At 49.8% G+C, this 17,582-nt stretch carries 15 protein-coding genes and 1 pseudogene; 9 read left to right on the forward strand and 7 right to left on the reverse strand.

Annotated features, from left to right (window positions below):
* The first annotated feature begins 244 nt into the window (after positions 1 to 244).
* The 3 genes from GE107_RS06790 to GE107_RS27390 all read left to right on the forward strand — a co-directional run bounded on the left by GE107_RS06790 (position 245) and on the right by GE107_RS27390 (position 3,365).
* Complete coding sequence (locus GE107_RS06790) at positions 245 to 1,393, forward strand: copper amine oxidase N-terminal domain-containing protein (RefSeq protein ID WP_219638907.1); 1,149 nt, start codon at positions 245 to 247, stop codon at positions 1,391 to 1,393.
* 369 nt (positions 1,394 to 1,762) lie between these two features.
* Complete coding sequence (locus GE107_RS06795) at positions 1,763 to 2,920, forward strand: stalk domain-containing protein (protein ID WP_219638908.1); 1,158 nt, start codon at positions 1,763 to 1,765, stop codon at positions 2,918 to 2,920.
* Between the two features lie 307 nt (positions 2,921 to 3,227).
* Positions 3,228 to 3,365 carry a DUF6904 family protein gene (locus GE107_RS27390; RefSeq protein ID WP_483298235.1) on the forward strand — a complete coding sequence of 46 codons (138 nt, stop codon included), beginning with the start codon at positions 3,228 to 3,230 and terminating at the stop codon, positions 3,363 to 3,365.
* Here the strand turns inward: GE107_RS27390 and GE107_RS06800 are convergent.
* Genes GE107_RS06800 through GE107_RS06810 form a run of 3 tightly spaced genes read right to left on the reverse strand, consistent with a single transcriptional unit; the run spans position 3,352 to position 6,030 of the window.
* Positions 3,352 to 4,200 (reverse strand): SDR family oxidoreductase, encoded by an 849-nt coding sequence (locus tag GE107_RS06800; RefSeq protein ID WP_219638909.1) that lies wholly within the window; start codon positions 4,198 to 4,200, stop codon positions 3,352 to 3,354. The genes GE107_RS27390 and GE107_RS06800 overlap by 14 nt on opposite strands.
* A gap of 19 nt (positions 4,201 to 4,219) precedes the next feature.
* A complete protein-coding gene (locus GE107_RS06805; protein ID WP_255570271.1) occupies positions 4,220 to 5,311 on the reverse strand; it encodes a sensor histidine kinase in 1,092 nt (363 codons plus the stop codon).
* Positions 5,312 to 5,343: 32 nt separating this feature from the next.
* Positions 5,344 to 6,030: a response regulator transcription factor gene (locus GE107_RS06810; RefSeq protein WP_219638911.1), complete on the reverse strand. Its 687-nt coding sequence runs from the start codon at positions 6,028 to 6,030 to the stop codon at positions 5,344 to 5,346.
* A gap of 190 nt (positions 6,031 to 6,220) precedes the next feature.
* Here GE107_RS06810 and GE107_RS06815 point away from each other — a divergent pair, with 190 nt between their 5' ends.
* The 3 genes from GE107_RS06815 (at position 6,221) to GE107_RS06825 (ending at position 9,206) form a co-directional block, all read left to right on the forward strand.
* On the forward strand, positions 6,221 to 6,616 hold the full coding sequence (locus GE107_RS06815; RefSeq protein ID WP_219638912.1) for a DUF6220 domain-containing protein: 396 nt from the start codon (positions 6,221 to 6,223) through the stop codon (positions 6,614 to 6,616).
* Between the two features lie 196 nt (positions 6,617 to 6,812).
* Positions 6,813 to 9,059, forward strand: coding sequence for an MMPL family transporter (locus tag GE107_RS06820; protein WP_219638913.1), 2,247 nt, complete (start codon positions 6,813 to 6,815; stop codon positions 9,057 to 9,059).
* A gap of 24 nt (positions 9,060 to 9,083) precedes the next feature.
* Positions 9,084 to 9,206, forward strand: a complete 123-nt coding sequence (locus GE107_RS06825) for an S-layer homology domain-containing protein (protein WP_219638914.1) — start codon at positions 9,084 to 9,086, stop codon at positions 9,204 to 9,206.
* Here the strand turns inward: GE107_RS06825 and GE107_RS06830 are convergent.
* A complete protein-coding gene (locus GE107_RS06830) occupies positions 9,197 to 9,718 on the reverse strand; it encodes a WYL domain-containing protein (RefSeq protein WP_219638915.1) in 522 nt (173 codons plus the stop codon). The two genes, GE107_RS06825 and GE107_RS06830, sit on opposite strands and share 10 nt — an antisense overlap.
* Before the next feature lie 206 nt (positions 9,719 to 9,924).
* On the opposite strand from GE107_RS06830, the gene GE107_RS27040 reads away from it, so the two are divergent.
* The gene (locus tag GE107_RS27040; RefSeq protein ID WP_370636284.1) at positions 9,925 to 10,056 is read left to right on the forward strand and encodes a hypothetical protein; all 132 of its coding nucleotides are present in this window, start codon (positions 9,925 to 9,927) and stop codon (positions 10,054 to 10,056) included.
* On the opposite strand, the pseudogene GE107_RS06840 reads toward GE107_RS27040, so the two are convergent.
* The 3 genes and pseudogenes from GE107_RS06840 to GE107_RS06850 all read right to left on the reverse strand — a co-directional run bounded on the left by GE107_RS06840 (position 10,053) and on the right by GE107_RS06850 (position 12,655).
* Positions 10,053 to 10,497: pseudogene (locus GE107_RS06840) on the reverse strand (cell wall hydrolase). The gene GE107_RS27040 and the pseudogene GE107_RS06840 overlap by 4 nt on opposite strands.
* Positions 10,498 to 10,553: 56 nt before the next feature.
* A complete protein-coding gene (locus GE107_RS06845) occupies positions 10,554 to 11,972 on the reverse strand; it encodes a sensor histidine kinase (protein WP_219638916.1) in 1,419 nt (472 codons plus the stop codon).
* Positions 11,969 to 12,655 (reverse strand): response regulator transcription factor, encoded by a 687-nt coding sequence (locus tag GE107_RS06850; RefSeq protein WP_219638917.1) that lies wholly within the window; start codon positions 12,653 to 12,655, stop codon positions 11,969 to 11,971. The genes GE107_RS06845 and GE107_RS06850 overlap by 4 nt, the downstream gene beginning before the upstream one ends.
* A 140-nt stretch (positions 12,656 to 12,795) precedes the next feature.
* On the opposite strand from GE107_RS06850, the gene GE107_RS06855 reads away from it, so the two are divergent.
* The gene (locus GE107_RS06855) at positions 12,796 to 13,149 is read left to right on the forward strand and encodes a cyclic nucleotide-binding domain-containing protein (protein WP_219638918.1); all 354 of its coding nucleotides are present in this window, start codon (positions 12,796 to 12,798) and stop codon (positions 13,147 to 13,149) included.
* 186 nt (positions 13,150 to 13,335) lie between these two features.
* Positions 13,336 to 17,502: a X2-like carbohydrate binding domain-containing protein gene (locus GE107_RS06860; protein ID WP_219638919.1), complete on the forward strand. Its 4,167-nt coding sequence runs from the start codon at positions 13,336 to 13,338 to the stop codon at positions 17,500 to 17,502.
* Positions 17,503 to 17,582: the final 80 nt, after the last annotated feature.

Raw genomic sequence — 17,582 nt, forward strand, 5'->3', positions numbered from 1 at the left:
CTCAAACATTCATGGACAACTATGACGTATCTCAGTCATCAGATTCTTTTAAACTGAAAACTGGTGTCTGGTACGATGGTTATTCTAGTGTGATCATGGGTACTAACTATGCTATTATGCTCTCTGAATTTTTCCTTACATACTTAATCTCAGATTCTCTACAGAGGGGCTCATATCATTTCTTCTGATCGGCCAGTTTACTGGCTTGTTCCGTATGCCATAAACCAATAGGAGACGTGAATCAATGATGAAAAAATTTGAGAAGAAAATAATCGCAATGGCAGTAGCTGCTGCGGTAATTTTTGGCGGAATAGGGATTAACTCCGTTACGGCAGCTGCTGTAAACGAAGGTCAAATCATTTTGCCTGTCATCGTCAATGGTCATAAAGTGAAATTTCCGGATACTGAACCTTATGTTGATGAAAACGGCCGTACGATGGTTCCTGTTCGCTTCGTCAGTGAGAAGCTGGGCGGGGAAGTAAAATGGAATAACGAAACCAACTCGGTCACCATTAAAACTGCCGACAAGGATATCTCACTGACAATTGGCTCCAAAACGCCTACTGTTAACGGACAGACTATTGAACTGGATACTGCGGCTGCTAAGGTCGATGGACGGACAATGGTTCCTCTTCGCTTTGTCAGTGAAGCTCTGGACTCCAAAGTAACTTGGGATGCAGGTGCTAATGCAGTACAAATTACCGATGCTGCTTACCAAGCAAAAATCGATAACGGTTCTGTAAAGCTCGATGCCTGGGGTCGTGAGTTGGGAATTCCCGATAGTAGGTGGAACAAACTTGTTGACATTCCTGATTATGTATATCACTTAGCGACGCCAGCTGAGTTGACTAATAAAGAGTTCTTTTCAAAGGGGCTCGATTGGGTTAACAAAGAACACATTGATATGTGGGCGGGTAAAATTCGAAACTACTATAAAGCTCAGCTCAATATAGATTATAGAACAATTAACGAAGCAGATTTTGTCGCAAGTCTTCTGAATGAGATGGACTTAGGATCATCGTACTATAAGACGCAAGGCGTTGAAGGAATTAAGCGGTATGTTGCATGGGTAAAGAAGAATCATGTAATAGCAAAAGGTTACGCAGATCCAGAGAACTCTTTAGTCCGTTATCTATTTGGAGCACCTATATTTAGAACTCATTTTAAGTTTATGATTGTCCAGGCCGATGATACAGCCCAAACTTTTATGGACAACTGGGAAGTCACTCACAAATCGGATTCTTTCAAGCTTAAAACAGGAGTATGGTATGACGGATACTCAGATGTCGGGATGTATACTCATTTCGGTAATAACCAAGAAGATCACTATGGAATAGCGGGTTTTGAAAACATGTTTCAGAGAGACCGGTATAAGTATGTGGAATTAAAGTAACCAAAGAAGGGGGATAGAATCTTGTGAGGAGATTGAGAAAATGGAACACGTTAATATCCATCGGTCCTTACAAACACTGACGTAAAGCAACATCGGCTGCTATCCGTTACACTACAGTTGCTTGGCTCATAAGGTTGCTGGAGATGAGGCTAAGCAATTTCAAGTCCCATAACCAACAGACTCGGATCAATACACCCGTCTTTTCCGATTAGGCAAATCGATATCGATATAATGAACAGGGTTCGATTAAGATTATGGAGCACATGAGGTTTTAAACCGAGGCTATACTGAAGCGGCCGTTGCTCTATCGAAATCAAATGGTATCAACTCTCGGCTTAAATCGGTTGAAAGCAAAGGAGACGATGTTTAATGTTCGCGAAAATGTTATCGGCAATAGTGGTCGTTTCCATTGCCTTTGGGCTCCACGAAGAACTCGCTCATGCAGATCCCGGGAAGGATCTGCGTATCATTCCTGTAATCGTCAACGGCCAAAAAGTAAGATTCCCTGATACCGAACCGTATATCAATACGGATGGCCGAACGATGGTTCCTGTTCGCTTTGTGAGTGAGATGCTCGGTGCCAATGTCAAATGGGAAGCAGGTACTCAGTCTGCGATAATCAATTATGAAGGCAAAACGATCCAGATGTCTGTCGGTTCTCAAATCGTTATGGTAAACGGACAAGTTACTGAACTCGATACTGCCGCTGAATTCACGGATGGCCGTACGATGGTACCTCTGCGATTCGTCAGCGAAGTCCTTGGTTCTACTGTCGAGTGGGACGACGGCGCTCATGCGGTCAAAGTTACGGATGCAAAGTATCAGACAAAAATTGATGCTGGCGAAGTAAAGCTTGACCCCTGGGGGCGTGAGTATAGTAAGAACTACGATGCTAACTGGATGAAACTAACGGACCTCGAAAGTGCCAAGTTTTATGATTTTTACGGAGCTAAACCGAGCCGTTACTTCCTCGAGCCGAAAAACGAAGACGTTGCTTTTTTCAAAGAAACAGCTGACGTTCTGAGTAGCAAAATACGTAAGTACTACGAAGCTCAATTAAATATCGACTATAGGACCGTAGATGCTGATAAGCTTATTCAAGTACTTCTTGACAGTTCATCCGGGGTTAGAAACATGAATGCTTTTTATATTGATCAAACAAAAAAGATGGTAGCTGATTATGTATCTTGGGTTAAGAAAAACAAGGTAGTTGCCCGAGGTTACGCAGACCCTGAGATGTCTTCTGTCTATAAACCCGATAACTCCGGATTAATGTTCTGGGTACCTACACACTTTAAGTTTATGATTATTTCGGCAGACGATACCGCTCAAACTTTCCTGGATAACTATAAAGTATCGTCCACATCTGATTCTTTCAAACTTAAAAAAGGTGTATGGTACGACGGGTATTCTGTTGTCAGCATGACTACGAACGTAGCTAATAGCACGTGGGGTAAAAGCTACGGTATTCGACACACAGAGAACATGTTTTACAAAAACAGCTATTTCTACAACGTAGTAGAGTAACATAGAGGCAAGTGGAGGACTGATCAATAGTTCCATAAAGGACTCATTCCTATAATGAAGTAAATTGCCCTTTTAAAACAAAAACGCCCCTTGTTATACTGGGAACCGTTCAACCAAGAACATATCCCAAAACGAAGGAGGCGCTCACCATGACGACAACTTCTAAATATAGAGTCATATTAAGCGCGTCTCTTCTACTATTTGTTGGAGAGACGTTTTTAATGCATACCTAAGACCCTCTGATATGATGTGAAATTGATGACAACAAAGATGATCGGAATGCAACTAAATAAAGAATATCCCGATCATGGCCAAAAGGCTCGCCGAACACGGCGAGGAATATCTCCAGTTGCGCAAAGAAGTTCATGCAGCCGCAATAAGGTACAATACGCATACGGATAATATCGAAGAACCGGTGGAATATCCAGAGGTTATAGAGTGGTAGGCAAACCTGTCGTTTCCTCGCTGATCTCCCACAGACGGCGGGCTAATGAGGCATCATAGGCGGTTTTGGAAGCGCGCGCTTCTCGGCAGCGAGCAAAATATTTTCCTGTAACCCCCTCCACTTCAGGAGAGGAGGCGAGATAGACGCTTGTTGCCGCACCTTTGTCCACAGGAATCAAAAGGGGGTTTAACATCGAGTTCACCCATTTTTCCAAACCGGTCAGTTGCTGCGTAAATGGCGTATTCACAAAACCGGGATGCAGACAGTTGGCCGTAACGCCGGTACCGTTTAGCCGGCGTGATAGTTCATAATTGAACAATAGGTTGGCTAGCTTGGATTGCCCATAGGCTAGACTGGGCAAGTAGCGGCGTTTACTGTGCAGATCATCGAGGCGAATGCGGCTAAACCGGTGCGCGATCGAGCTTACCGTCACGATACGGGCGTTGCCGCTTTCTTTCAGCAGTCCCGTCAATAAACCGGTTAGCAGAAACGTGCCGAAGTGATTGACGCCAATCGTCAGTTCCAACCCGTCCTCCGTTTCGGTTCGCTTGTTCGCCATCGTGCCGGCATTGTTGATCAGAACATGCAGTCGATCATACTTCTTGTTGACGGATTCCGCGAACTTGCGAATGGAAGTGAAGGAAGCCAGATCCAGCTCCATGACTTCCAGGCGCTCGTTTCCGCTCTGTTTGGCGATTTCCCGCCGAACCGCTTCCCCCTTCCCCGTATTGCGACAGGCGAGAATAAGGGAGGCTCCCTTTGTTGCCAGCGCTTCCGCCGTCGCTCTTCCGATTCCCGTATTTGCCCCAGTAATTAATACGGTACGATTGATCATCAGAGAGACCTTCTTTGCTCTAAGGTAAATAAACGCTAAAGCACGTACCGGTACCCGGCTTGCTCCGGACGCGGATGAATCCTCCGTGGGCTTTGACGAAGTGATGCGCAATGGACAGTCCGAGCCCCGATCCGCCTGAATGCCGCGAACGGGCTTCTTCCACGCGGTAAAACCGATCGAATAGATGGGCAAGATCTTCTTCGGGGATCCCGATGCCGGTGTCCGTTACGGAGACCTTGGCATAAATCGAGCCCCGGTCGACGACTTGCTCCTCGATTTCAACCGAAATCTTACCACCTCCCGGCGTGTAGCGGATTGCATTCGTCAGCAAATTGATGAACACCTGCGTGATCCGTCTCGTGTCGGCCATCACCATTACCGGCTTCGTGTTCGAATAGAAGCGTAACTCCAGTCCGTTCTCCTCAGCCTCCATCTTCACATCATCAACGATTTGCTCCAGTCTTGACGATAGATCGAGCGGTTTGCGATCCAATGCCAAACGGCCCGCCTCAGCCAACGATAAGACATGAAGATCTTCCACGAGCAAGCCTAGGCGGATAACTTCGTCATGGAGTCTCAGCAGCATTTCCGGAGGGACGTATGGAACGGTCTGTTGGGCATTTTCCAATTTAAGCTGCATGATCGACAGCGGAGTTCGAAGCTCATGAGCGACATCAGCGACCAACCGCTTGCGGGCGTCCTCCGCTTCCTGAAGGCGAAGCGTCATCTCGTTGAAAGTTTGAGCGACCTTCCCATACTCATCTTTCGAGTATACAGGTACTTTGACGTTCAGGTCTCCCTGCGACACGCGCTCTATTGCGGCTATCAGCTTTTTGAGCGGGTGGGTCAGCACCCCCGATATCCAAAAACTGAAGACCAACCCGATCGCAATAAAAGAGAACAAGCGTACGCCGTGCGTGACATTGAGCAGTGCGTTCGCCCGCATATTGTCAAGGAAAAAAGATTTAAACATTTCGATTTGCTCTTCGGGCTCGGCACTCAAATAGCGGGCATCGATGTGTTCCCTTTGAAATTGATCGATCAGGTTGCTGGAGTAAACTTGTGTTGTAAGAGCGAATGTCATACTTACAATGAGCACGAGCAGTCCCATACAGGCGAATATTTTCATGCGGACCGTCAGCTTCATGATTGTTCTCCAAATCGGTAACCGAAGCCGTATACCGTTTGAATATAACGCGGACTGGTCGGATCTTCTCCCAGCTTGCGGCGAAGATTGCGGATATGGGAATCCATCGTTCTTTCGTATCCCATATATTCGTCCTCGAGTGCGGCTCTTAATAATTGCAGGCGGCTGAAAACGATTCCGGGACGCGCGGCCAACGTGTACAAAATTTTGAATTCCGTCGGTGTCAGTTGGATCTCCTGGCCGTCCTTGAATACCTGACATTTGGCCTCGGAAATGATCAGGTTGTCTCTTTCCAGGAACATCGACCTGTCTTCAGGACCGCGCATGCGGCGAAGTAAGGCTCGAAGCCGCGAAGCGAGCTCGCGCAAGCTGAACGGCTTCGTCAAGTAATCGTCCGCACCGATTTCCAGACCTACGATTTTATCCGCTTCATCCGATCTGGCCGTAACCATGATAATGCCGCATTGCGAGGTTTGCCTTAATTCACGGCATACGTCAATGCCGCTTTTCTCGGGGAGCATCCAATCGAGCACGACAAGATCAGGCCGTTCAGATCGGGCAATCGTGAGCGCTTCTCTACCGGTACAGGCGATTAATACCCGAAACCCTTCACGTTGCAGATAGGTGTGCATTTCCTCCAGCATGCCCGGTTCGTCCTCAACGAGCAACAGTTTCGGTTCCATTCCAATCCATCCCATCTTTCCGGTTTCGTCTGCTTCCAGCGCTCGAATATACGACTTACCGAAAATTATACCGTGATTCATCATGCTCTTGAAGAAGTCCACACAATAAGTGGAGGATATGCATAAGTTCTCGACATTTATTGTTTACACTGACTGTAAAATCTGAATTTAACGAAAGCGAGGATTAAAAATGAGTATTCTATCGTTGGTGTTTAAGGCGATGGTAAGGATTTTTGCCGTATGTATTATGATCCAGGTGTTTCTTGCCGGTCTCGCAATATTTTGGGATTCGGCCCAGTGGGCCAGCCACACGGGTTTTGCCAGGGTGCTGATCGTGGTTTCGATCCTGATCCTCGTCATTTCTTTCATCGCTCGGCTGCCGCTTTCTCTTCGACTGCGCAGTGCGGGGTTGTTCGGCATCATCATTTTAATAGCGGTCAGCGCCGAATTGCCGTCTGGAATTGGATACTTATCTGCTCTTCATCCGGTACTCGCTCTATTGTTGTTTATTGGAACGGTGTCCCTCATTCGGAGGACCGATGCGCTCATGGAAGCAAAACAACAATCTGTGGAGCAAAGCGGTTGAATGGTGTTAAGTGTCCTTCTATTCCTTATCGCGTCCGGAGTATCGCTGCATCTGGTTGCGCGTGATGATGAGAATCGGACTCGTCGGTTTCGAATCATTGTAATGGTTCTTTATGGAATGTCCGGTGTCTTTGTTCTCTTTATTATCTTTCCAAGATCATGACGAAAGGCAAGGAACGAAAAAAGGAGAATCAGGCATGAAGGATCGAATTGGAATCGATAGATGGGTGGCTGGCCCCACTTCTAGATGGGTTACATTGCTTACTTGGTTAATCGCAGCAGGGCTGTTAAGCGCGGTGGCTCCGTCCATTAGCAAGGAAGTCGTGAATAATGCTCCCCCATTGGCTGTCGACAGGCCATCCGTGCAAGCACTTGAATTAGTAAAGAGAGAATATCCGAATGCGGAAGAGGCTCTTGCCCTGTTCGTGTGGCACCGCCAAGGAGGACTGACCGATACCGATCTGCGGCGCATCCAACAATTTACCGAAAGATTATCGACACATCCCGTACCGTATCAGACATCCGTACCGCCCTTGCATCAAATGCCGCTTCAAGCTTTGAAAACGAAGCTGTCGGAGGACGGCAGCACCATCGTCACGCCGGTATTCTTCAGGAAAGGAGCACAATCGAATGAGTGGAAGGAAGGCGTAGATCAAGCGAAAGAAGAAGCAACCGTCCTATTCGGTACCGATCTGTTCGCCGTCGCCATCGATTCTCCGGCCGACTTGAACGCAAGAGTTACCGGTCAGGTCGGCATACAGATCGACGCGACCGGAGTATTCGGACAGGCCGACAAAACGTTGCTCCTCGGAACCGTACTTCTTGTGCTCGTGCTGCTGCTGCTCATTTACCGCTCGCCGATTCTGGCCATAACCCCGCTGGTTGCCGTAGGAATCGCTTACTTCGTCATCAGTCCGATTTTGGGCTGGATGGTTCACAGCGGCATGATCACGGTGGAAAAGCAAGGAACCAATATCATGACGGTATTATTGTTCGGCGCCGGTACGGATTATTGCTTGTTCCTCATTTACCGGTTCCGTCAACTGCTCATGATCGAACCGGATAGAGGCAAGGCACTTCGCGGCGCCATTACCGGATCGTCAGGCGCGATCGCGATGAGCGGGTTAACCGTCATTCTCTCGCTCCTTACGATGATCGTTGCGGAGTACGGTTCGTTCCGACTGCTCGCCGCACCGTTTGGTATTTCGATCTTCATTATGGTCCTGGCCAGCTTGACGCTTGTTCCGGCTTTGCTCGCCATTATGGGACGCGCTTCATTCTGGCCGTTCATTCCGAGGACACCGGGCATGCTGGCCGAACGAGCCAAGCGTAACGGACAACCGACCCCGGCTTCAAACAAGCCCTCGCGCAATTATATTGGTTCCCTTGTCGTACGTCGGCCTTGGCTGATTATGGTCCTGACCTGCTTGGTGCTTGGCGGATTTGCCGTATTCTCGACTCAGGTTAAGTTCACGTTCGATAAGCTTGCCATGTTTCCCAAAACGATGGCATCCATCGAAGGATTCTCCGTCATCGGCGAGCAATTCTCGCCCGGCGAACTCGCTCCCGTTAAAGTGATCGTGGATACCGAAGGCGAGAATCGGGACGTTGCCCGGACCTTGGCCTCGCTTCCTTACGTGACACAAGTATCCGAGCCGCAGGCAGGGAAGATGAACCCTGCAATCCTGGCATATGACGTTTCCCTTTCCCTGAATCCTTATTCGACGGACGCGATGAATCTCATTCCGGAACTTCGCCAAACGGTAGAAGGCGTGTTGAGTCAGTCTGGCGACACGAACGCTGCGAAACACGTTTGGATTTCCGGAGAGACAGCGGAGCAATATGACACGAAAGAAACTAACATACGGGATATGAGCAGCATTTTGCCGCTGATCATTCTCGTGATCGCAACTCTCCTGGTCGTGTATCTGCGTTCTTTGGTCGCGGCAACTTACCTTATTCTAACCGTATTACTCTCGTATTTGTCAGCGTTGGGATTAGGGTGGGTCGTCTTGCACTACATTATGGGCATGGACGTGATTCAAGGCACGATACCGCTTTATTCGTTTGTATTTTTGATCGCGCTGGGCGAGGATTACAACATTTTCGTGATATCCTCCATATGGCAGAAGAGCAAGCGTTTGCCGTTGAAACAAGCGGTCTGGGAAGGGGTGGGGGAGACGGGATCCGTCATTACATCAGCTGGCCTCATTCTTGCGGGGACTTTCGCCGTTCTGATCACGATGCCGGTTCAGTTGATGCTGCAAATGGGAGTCATAACTGCGCTCGGAATTTTGCTCGATACGTTCGTTGTGCGCCCATTGCTCGTACCGGCCATAACGCTGATCCTCGGCAAGTGGAGTTTCTGGCCCGGACGCCGCAACGCCGTTTCAGAGACGGATTCAATATCGGCTGACAAGCAAATGACATGGTCATCCATGTGAAATAGGTCGCATCCGGGATACCATATGATTTCGGCTGCGACGAATTCCTTCTCGGATACGTCGAACAGCTGGGCGAAGCCGTATTTCGAGCAACTGCACAACGCGGGCATCATCTACGGCACCGGCAATCGAACACTCTACGAATAGTTCTCCATCATGTTATATAAATATTTTCGAAAGTCATCCACATAAGTTTGGGGCTCTACGATTTTCAGTTGGGTGCCGAAGCTTGCCAGAAACTGAAAGCCCGTACTGTTGTGAGGAACATGAAGGGTTGCTAATAACCATTCAGCACCATCGGTTTCAATACTCTTTCGACCGTACCTCTCCATGAAGTGATCTTTAATGCTAGGCGAAATCAATGCCTTAATCGTGACAAGCTGCGGTTGATAACTGGCTTCGTGTACTTGTTCCGGCCAATCATCTCTAGGGGTAAATGTTCTTTCCCCCACCGTCAGATGATCGATCCGGGACAATTTAAACGTTCGATATCCCTGACGATCCAGACAGAAGCCTTTCAAGTACCAACTCGATTCGCTGAAATGAAGTCCGTAAGGCTCGACGATTCGATTCGTCACGGTGCCGTTTTTGTCGATATAATCAAACGAAACGAACCTTCTCTTTACGATGATCGAAATCAACCTCTCGACCTTGTCCATATGTTTACCTCATTTTTCTCGACGCTGTCTCAGAAAAGTGACGGATAGCTGTCACCTTTTATTCATTATACTACAGTTATCACAAGAAGGAGGTTATGCATGATGTCAGCGATTGCCTATTTGAACTTAGATGGAGTTGCAGAACAAGCGATTGCATTTTGAATATGATCATGGAGTCTTCTATCGCATTCCCGGGAGGAAAGATCATGATGTCGGATCTGCTGCCTTCCATGAAGAGCGTAACAGGCGAGTTAGCAAAAGGAAACAACGTATGGATTAGTCTAGTGATCGAGGATAAACAAAAATTTGGAAGAGTACTTTGCTCATTTATTGCTTAAAAAACGTTATATACATTTTCGCATTCTTTTACGGTCGGCTCATAAAAACAGTGAAGCTTGTATCGTCCTACGATCGGCTGATTATACCAGTTCGGGGGACATGGCTGAGGAGCCGCGGCCGTTCCCGGACGAAAATACCAGAGGGAGAATTTGGCCGGCCAATGACGCTCCCCATTCACGGCCCGCCGTGCCAGACGGCGTACTTTGTCTTTAGCCTTTTGGTAAAACATCCCGTGAAGCAGAGCTTCAAACGCATGCGGCTGGTTGATCATTTTGGGGAATGGTCCGGATTCCTTTGAAGTCGGAGCAATTCGCTCTTATTCGATTAATGCCGACATTGCCAGCAAGGAGCATCCCCAATTCGCCTTCACCTTCAGCTTCGGCTCTAAGCAACCTTGCCAACATGTCAATATCACTGTTCCTGGCTTTTACGACTGCCATCGGCTCACCCCTTTAGATGACTCTAGGCACATCATATTTTGGATGCAAAGGATAGGTTACGATGCCCTTATGAGATGAGGCAGCTTGATCCGAAACGCCGTTTCCACGTTCGGCGTACTGTTCATCTCAATGCTGCCCTGGTGGGCTTCGGCGATGTCCTTGACAATGGCCAGACCAATCCCCAATCCTTCTCCCTTTCTTCCGCGATCCACCCGGTAAAAGCGCTCGAATATTTGCGCTTGATGTTCCGGAGGAATCCCTTTGCCCTTGTCCTTCACAATTACGTTTACGGATTGTTCATCCGCTGTCAGCTGGATGCCGAGATATCGTCCATCCTTCCCATAACGGATCGCATTATCAAGAAGATTTCTTAATGCCCTTTCCATAAGAGGCGCATCCATAGAGAGATAAATATCCTCATCCGGGACCTCGACATCAAACTGAAAGGGTTCTCCATCGAATATCATGATATATTCAGCCGCAATTTTGCGAATGAGCTCGGATAAATTGTGATTTTCCAGATGGATGGCCATACCGTCCGCATCTTGGCGGGAGATGTCCAGCATTTGATCCAGCAGCTTATCCATATACCTGCAACGTTGAAGGATGATTTTGGCTCTGGCTTGAAGCTCTTGCTGGTCTTGATAATTTCCGGTACGAATCATTTCCGCATAACCGAGCATCGTGGTCAGAGGAGTTCGCAGATCATGCGACAGATTGGATAGCAGGAGCTTGCGCTTGCTCTCGAACTGTTGAATTTCCGCGAATTGAGCTCGGATCCGATGCGCCATGGAATTATAATGCTGCGTAAGCTGGCCAAGCTCGTCTTTGGATGAATCCTTCAATTCGACAACGGGAGAATCGCTCTGGATACTCAGTTGATTCAACGCCTTGTTTAACTTGCGTATTCTTCTATTGATGACAGAGAAAAACCATAAGGCCAGCAAGAAAGGTATGGAAAACGATAGAATCAGCGGAACAACCAGCGTTAACAACGATGACAGCTTGCGAACGAAAAAATACATCTCGCCTTGCTTCATCGCGGAGGCCGGAATGCTCAGGAGCAAGAAATACGACTGTCCGTCCTTGGCTGCTGGCGTAAGGATACGGATGTCTTCTCCAGATAAGTAGCTCTTGGGCATATTCTGCATGAGCATCGCCAAGTCATGGAATGTAAATGTCGGATTGAGTCCCGCCGTATCATAGATGGACTGTCCTTTATCGTCAAGCCACACCAATCGAATGGCGGGGTGATCTGCGTGCGCCCGATCCAAGGTTTGCTTCAGTACGTCTATGTCCAATTTAGGCTGTTCCTGTATCGAGTCCACAATGGATTGCGCGAGCGGATTTAACTGAAACAGCGCGTATCCTTTATTCGCTGCCTTCCCGATCCAGACTGACGTAAATCCGAAAACCACCATACTCATCGCGGCGCTAAGCACAAGCAATAGCCAAAGCTTGGTTCGTAATTTCATAAGCCAACTCCTGTTAACCGGTATCCAACGCCGCGAACCGTTTGTATTTCCCACGATGACTGAGCCCGTTCCAACAGTTTGCGTAACCGACTCATAAAAACGCTTAAGTTATTATCGTCATAACGTTCATGTTGCCAAACTTGTTGATAGATTTCGAGCTTCGTCATCACCTGATCGGGATTGCGCATGAAGAGCTGCATCAGATCGCACTCTACGAAAGTTAAGGAAATCTTCTCGTTATGAATAAGCAGCGTGTAATTATCGACATCCAGAATCATAGGGTTCAGACGAATGACGACGGAAGCGTGACTGGATTTCGGATACCGTCTGCGCAGAACGGCTTGAATGCGGGCCATTAACTCCATGGGACTAAAGGGCTTCGTCATATAATCGTCGGCCCCGAGTCCAAGCGTCAAGATCTTATCTTGTTCCTGTCTTCTTGCGCTGACCACGATCGTGAGAGTGTCTAATCTGCGATTGTTCAAGTAGCGCAGCACCTCGAACCCGCTCTGGTCATCCATCATGAGATCAAGAATGATGACATCCACATGCTCCGACTCCAGCCGATCAATCGCTTGTCGTCCGGACTCGGCTTCAAGTGCATGCATTCCCGATTGTTCGATATGGGTGCGGATCAGTTCTCGGATTTGCGGATCGTCATCGACGACGAGAATTCGTTCCATTATTGATTGTCGTCACCGCCCAAATATTAGTATAGCTCGATCATAGCACGGGCCGCGATTCTTGTCATTTGAACGGCGATGATGTCGAATCGTTAAGATTTCATTAAGATTTCCACGAAAGAAGTGTTGATAATTATCGAATGAAAATCACGAGAATGAAGATGTTCCATGGCTTATCTAATATCGAACTGGCAAAACTGTTGGGAAAGTTGGATAAGTTGCAGCTTGCTTCAGGCGATACCTTGTTCGAACAAGGCGATCACGGCGAATCGATGTATCTTAACGAAAAAGGGAAAATCGAGTTTTACTCCCAAAAAAATGATGCCAGACAGCCGCTTGCCTTCTTGATGGAGGGAGACAGTCTGGGCGAAATGGCGCTAATCACGGGAGAAGCCCGAAGTTCAACCGCCGTGGCCGCAGAGCATTCGGACTTGGTCGCCGTCGAGGATCATGATATATTCCACCGCGATTTGCGGATAGGTCGAATCTATTAAGATTTCATTAAGACTTCCGCAAAAGAGCGGTTGGTATAATTTTTTCATATATGAAGGAGAAATCTGGGGAGATGTGGGGAATCGATGCTGGTGACAAATGAATCGATAGCAAGCTTGAATTCTACCAAAAAGGAACGCAGGGGCTGGAAGCTCCAACGCGAGCAACGGGTTGCGGCGCTAATTCGCATGATGATTGCTTTCGCACTGCTGTTTCCGACTTTGCTTCCGGCAGCGCAACCGGCTTCGGCAGATACGAGATTGAATGCCGTGGCGGCGGGGACGACTCCTGAGGCAGTTGCGGTGAATCCGGTGACGAACAAAATCTATGTCGCCAATCGTAATAGCAATAACGTGACGGTCATAGACGGCGCGAGAAACGCGACGACGACGGTAACCGCGGGAACCAATCCTCGGACAGTCGCGGTGAATCCGGTGACGAACAAAATCTATGTCGCCAATTATGGCAGCAACGACGTGACGATCATTGACGGCGCGAGCAACACGACGACGACGGTATCGGTGGGAACGAATCCTCGGACAGTCGCGGTGAATCCGGTGACGAACAAAATCTATGTCGCCAATTATGGCAGCGCCAATGTGACGGTCATTGACGGCGCGAGCAACACGACGACGACGGTAGGTGCGGGAACCGGTCCTTGGGCAGTCGCGGTGAATCCGGTGACGAACAAAATCTATGTCTCCAATTACGACAGCGACAACGTGACGGTCATTGACGGCGCGACCAACGCGACGACGACGGTAACAGCGGGAGACAGTCCTGTGGCAATCTCGGTGAATCCGGTGGCGAACAAAATCTATGTCGCCAATTTTGATAGCGACAACGTGACGGTCATTGACGGCGCGAGCAACGGGAAGATGACGGTAAACGCGGGATCGAATCCTCGGGCAGTCGCTGTGAACCCGGTCACGAACAAAATCTATGTCGCCAATAGTGGCAGCGACAACGTGACGGTCATAGACGGCGCGAGCAATGCGACGACGACGGTAAACGCGGGATCGAATCCTCGGGCAGTCGCTGTGAACCCGGTCACGAACAAAATCTATGTCGCCAATAATGGCAGCGCCAACGTGACGGTCATAGACGGCGCAAGCAATACGACGACGACAGTATCGGCGGGAACGGCTCCTGAGGCAATCTCGGTGAATCCGGTGACGAACAAAATCTATGTCGCCAATCGCGGCAGTAATAACGTGACGGTCATTGACGGCGCGAGCAACGCGACGACGACGGTAGGGGCGGGAACGATTCCTCGTGCAGTCGCGGTGAATCCGGTGACGAACAAAATCTATGTCGCCAATCGTGACAGTAATAGCGTGACGGTCATTGACGGTGCGAGCAATGCGACGATGACGGTAGGGGTGGGAACGAGTCCTGCGGCAGTCGCTGTGAATCCGGTGACGAACAAAATCTATGTCGCCAATCAAAACGGCTACAACGTGACAGTCATTGACGGCGCGAGCAACACGACCACGACGGTAGCGGCGGCGGGGATCTATCCGTTGGCAGTCGCTGTGAATCCGGTGACGAACAAAATCTATGTCGCCAATTATGGCAGCAACGACGTGACGGTCATTGACGGCGCGAGCAACGCGACGACGACGGTGGGGGCGGGAACGAATCCTGCGGCAGTCGCGGTGAATCCGGTGACGAACAAAATCTATGTCGCCAATCAAAACGGCTACAACGTGACAGTCATTGACGGCGCGAGCAACACGACGACGACGGTAGGGGCGGGAACGAGTCCTCTAGCAGTCGCTGTGAATCCGGTGACGAACAAAATCTATGTCGCCAATCGTGGCAGCGCCAGTGGCAGCGCCAACGTGACGGTCATTGACGGCGAGAGCAACACGACGACGACGGTAGCGGCGGGAAGGTTTCCTGATGCAATCGCTGTGAATCCGGTGACGAATAAAATCTATGTCGCCAATCGTGTGAGCGCCAACGTGACGGTCATTGACGGCGAGAGCAACACGACGACGACGGTAGCGGCGGGATCCGGTCCTTGGGCTGTCGCGGTAAATCCGGTGACGAACAAAATCTATGTCGCCAATTATGGCAGCAACGACGTGACGGTCATTGACGGCGCGAGCAACGCGACGACGACGGTAGGTGCGGGAACCGCTCCTTGGGCAGTCGCGGTGAATCCGGTGACGAACAAAATCTATGTCTCCAATAATAGCAGCGCCAACGTGACCGTCATTGACGGCGCCGGGCGTACAACGAATCCGCTGTCTGTAACGATTACGCCGCTTGTCGGCGATGTCGCCTACGGTACGGAAGCCACCGTTACGTTCGCGGTTTACAACGGCTACAGCCCGAACGCATCGGTGGTACAGGCTGTCTATTTCCAGTTGGACAGTACGGATGGGAATTGGAGTCCCGCAACTTCGACGGCAGGCGATTGGACGGGAACCGTAACGTCATTAACGCCCGGCGAACATGTGATTTATGCAGTAGCGTTAGAGGCGCAGGAGGTTGGAGCTCCGGCAGGAGTAGCCGCCGCCTATTCATTTATCGTTTTGCCTGACAACACGATCAGTCCGGCAAGCGCAAGCTTCGACAAATACGCCGGAGCGACCGCGAATACGGATGTAACGACCGCGTTGACGCTGCATTACAATACGCTTGCCAGCATTTCCGACGGCCTGACGACCCTTGCGCCGGGTACGGATTATACCGTATCGGGCAATACGGTAACGATCAAGAAGGCGTACTTGGCGGCACAGCCGGTCGGCACAACAACCTTGACATTCGCGTTCAGCGCCGGAACGCCGCAAACGCTAGCGATTGCGGTGAGCGATACAACGCCGAACAGCACGATTAGCCCTACGACGGGCAATTTTGACAAATTTGCCGGAACGGTGGCAAACGCGGATGTATCGACGACGTTGACGCTGAACGGCAACACGCTGACAAGCATATCCAACGGCGCGACGCCTTTAGTGTCGGGAACGGACTATACCGTAACGGGAAGCACGGTAACGATCAAGAAAGCGTACTTGGCGGCACGGCCGGTCGGCACAGCAACCTTGACGTTCACGTTCAGCGCCGGAGCGGCACAGACGCTTGCGGTAACGGTAAGCGATACGACGCCTACAAATATAAACAGGGATAGAGACTCAACGCCCACCGTCACCAATCCGGTCATCGACCAGAACGGTGTAGCGCTTAATACGGATAAAATAGACACGACGAAGCCGTCCGTCACGCTTGAGGTGACGCCAAAGGATGGCGTAGCTTACGTGAGCCTGCCTGCCAGCATTTTAACGACCTTTGAAGGCAAGAACGCTACTTTCATTATCGAGATCAAGACGCCGTACGGCAACTATCGCGTCCCGGTGAACCTGGCATCCTTGATTCCAGGGCTAGAAGGCTTACTAGCTAAGAACAACCTGAAAGCCGAAGACATCAGCTTCAAGATTTCGTTGACCGACAAGTCCGGCGACGAGAACATGCAAGCGGCGCTGGAGAGCGGCTTGCCGGACGGCAAGGTGCTGGGCGCGATCGTCGATTTTCATATCGAGATCATCAACGCGAAGACAGGGCAATCGATCGGAATAGCTGATCGGTTCAGCCAAGCGCTCACAAGAGTTATTCCGCTGCCGATGAGCATGACCGAAATGCCGGCGCAATGGGGCGCGTTCCGGTATAACGAAACGATGAAGAAGTTTGAGTTCATCCCAGCCACTCATGTCAAGATCGACGGCGTCTGGTACGTGATGATTAGCTCCTATTCCAACAGCGTGTACGTTGTGGCGGAAAATGCGCTGAGCTTTACCGATGTGCAGAAGCATTGGGCGAAGTCGTGGGTCGAGATGGCGGCAGCGAAAGGTCTTGTGGAAGGGGTTGGCGGCGGAAGGTATAACCCTGACAAAGCCGTGACCCGAGCGGAATTTGCCGCCATGCTCGTCCGGGCTTTGGGACGGGGTGCCGCCTACGTCGGCAGTGCGGTGCCGTATGAAGATGTCCGTCCAGACGCGTGGTATTTTGGAGCCGTGGGAGCAGCGAAGGAGCTTGGACTGCTGGATTTCGCGAGCGGCAACCGATTCAAGCCCGATCAACCCATCACTCGGGAAGAAATGGCAAGTATGCTGGCCGCGGTGATTCAACTCGAAAAAATGCCGGTATCCAATGATTTCGCAAGCTTGAGCGGGTACAAGGATATTGAAAGAGCAGATGCTGCCTATCTGGAGAACATTCGCCTGATGATCAAGCTTAAAATCATGGCAGGTACAGGAGCGAAAACATTCGATCCTAAGGGGGCAACGACACGCGCACAAGCGGCGGTCGTCTTGATCAGGACACTGCACACGCTTGGATGGATGGATTAATAAGGCGCACTTCGTGCATCATTCATTAAAGGGAACAAAAGCAGGGCCTATCGCAAATCTTGCGGTAGGCTCATCTATTT

The organism is Cohnella sp. CFH 77786, assembly GCF_019400745.1.
Classification (GTDB): Bacteria; Bacillota; Bacilli; order Paenibacillales; family Paenibacillaceae; genus Cohnella.

What these genes read in the sequence shown, in the direction of transcription:
- GE107_RS06820 (WP_219638913.1), top strand. Translation starts at nt 6,813, where the DNA reads ATGAAGGATCGAATTGGAATCGATAGATGGGTGGCTGGCCCCACTTCT.
- GE107_RS06790 (WP_219638907.1), top strand. Translation starts at nt 245, where the DNA reads ATGATGAAAAAATTTGAGAAGAAAATAATCGCAATGGCAGTAGCTGCT.
- GE107_RS06810 (WP_219638911.1), bottom strand. Translation starts at nt 6,030, where the DNA reads ATGGAACCGAAACTGTTGCTCGTTGAGGACGAACCGGGCATGCTGGAG.
- GE107_RS06795 (WP_219638908.1), top strand. Translation starts at nt 1,763, where the DNA reads ATGTTCGCGAAAATGTTATCGGCAATAGTGGTCGTTTCCATTGCCTTT.
- GE107_RS27040 (WP_370636284.1), top strand. Translation starts at nt 9,925, where the DNA reads ATGATGTCGGATCTGCTGCCTTCCATGAAGAGCGTAACAGGCGAGTTA.
- GE107_RS06855 (WP_219638918.1), top strand. Translation starts at nt 12,796, where the DNA reads ATGAAAATCACGAGAATGAAGATGTTCCATGGCTTATCTAATATCGAA.
- GE107_RS06825 (WP_219638914.1), top strand. Translation starts at nt 9,084, where the DNA reads ATGATTTCGGCTGCGACGAATTCCTTCTCGGATACGTCGAACAGCTGG.
- GE107_RS06815 (WP_219638912.1), top strand. Translation starts at nt 6,221, where the DNA reads ATGAGTATTCTATCGTTGGTGTTTAAGGCGATGGTAAGGATTTTTGCC.
- GE107_RS27390 (WP_483298235.1), top strand. Translation starts at nt 3,228, where the DNA reads ATGGCCAAAAGGCTCGCCGAACACGGCGAGGAATATCTCCAGTTGCGC.
- GE107_RS06830 (WP_219638915.1), bottom strand. Translation starts at nt 9,718, where the DNA reads ATGGACAAGGTCGAGAGGTTGATTTCGATCATCGTAAAGAGAAGGTTC.
- GE107_RS06845 (WP_219638916.1), bottom strand. Translation starts at nt 11,972, where the DNA reads ATGAAATTACGAACCAAGCTTTGGCTATTGCTTGTGCTTAGCGCCGCG.
- GE107_RS06850 (WP_219638917.1), bottom strand. Translation starts at nt 12,655, where the DNA reads ATGGAACGAATTCTCGTCGTCGATGACGATCCGCAAATCCGAGAACTG.
- GE107_RS06800 (WP_219638909.1), bottom strand. Translation starts at nt 4,200, where the DNA reads ATGATCAATCGTACCGTATTAATTACTGGGGCAAATACGGGAATCGGA.
- GE107_RS06805 (WP_255570271.1), bottom strand. Translation starts at nt 5,311, where the DNA reads ATGGGACTGCTCGTGCTCATTGTAAGTATGACATTCGCTCTTACAACA.
- GE107_RS06860 (WP_219638919.1), top strand. Translation starts at nt 13,336, where the DNA reads ATGATGATTGCTTTCGCACTGCTGTTTCCGACTTTGCTTCCGGCAGCG.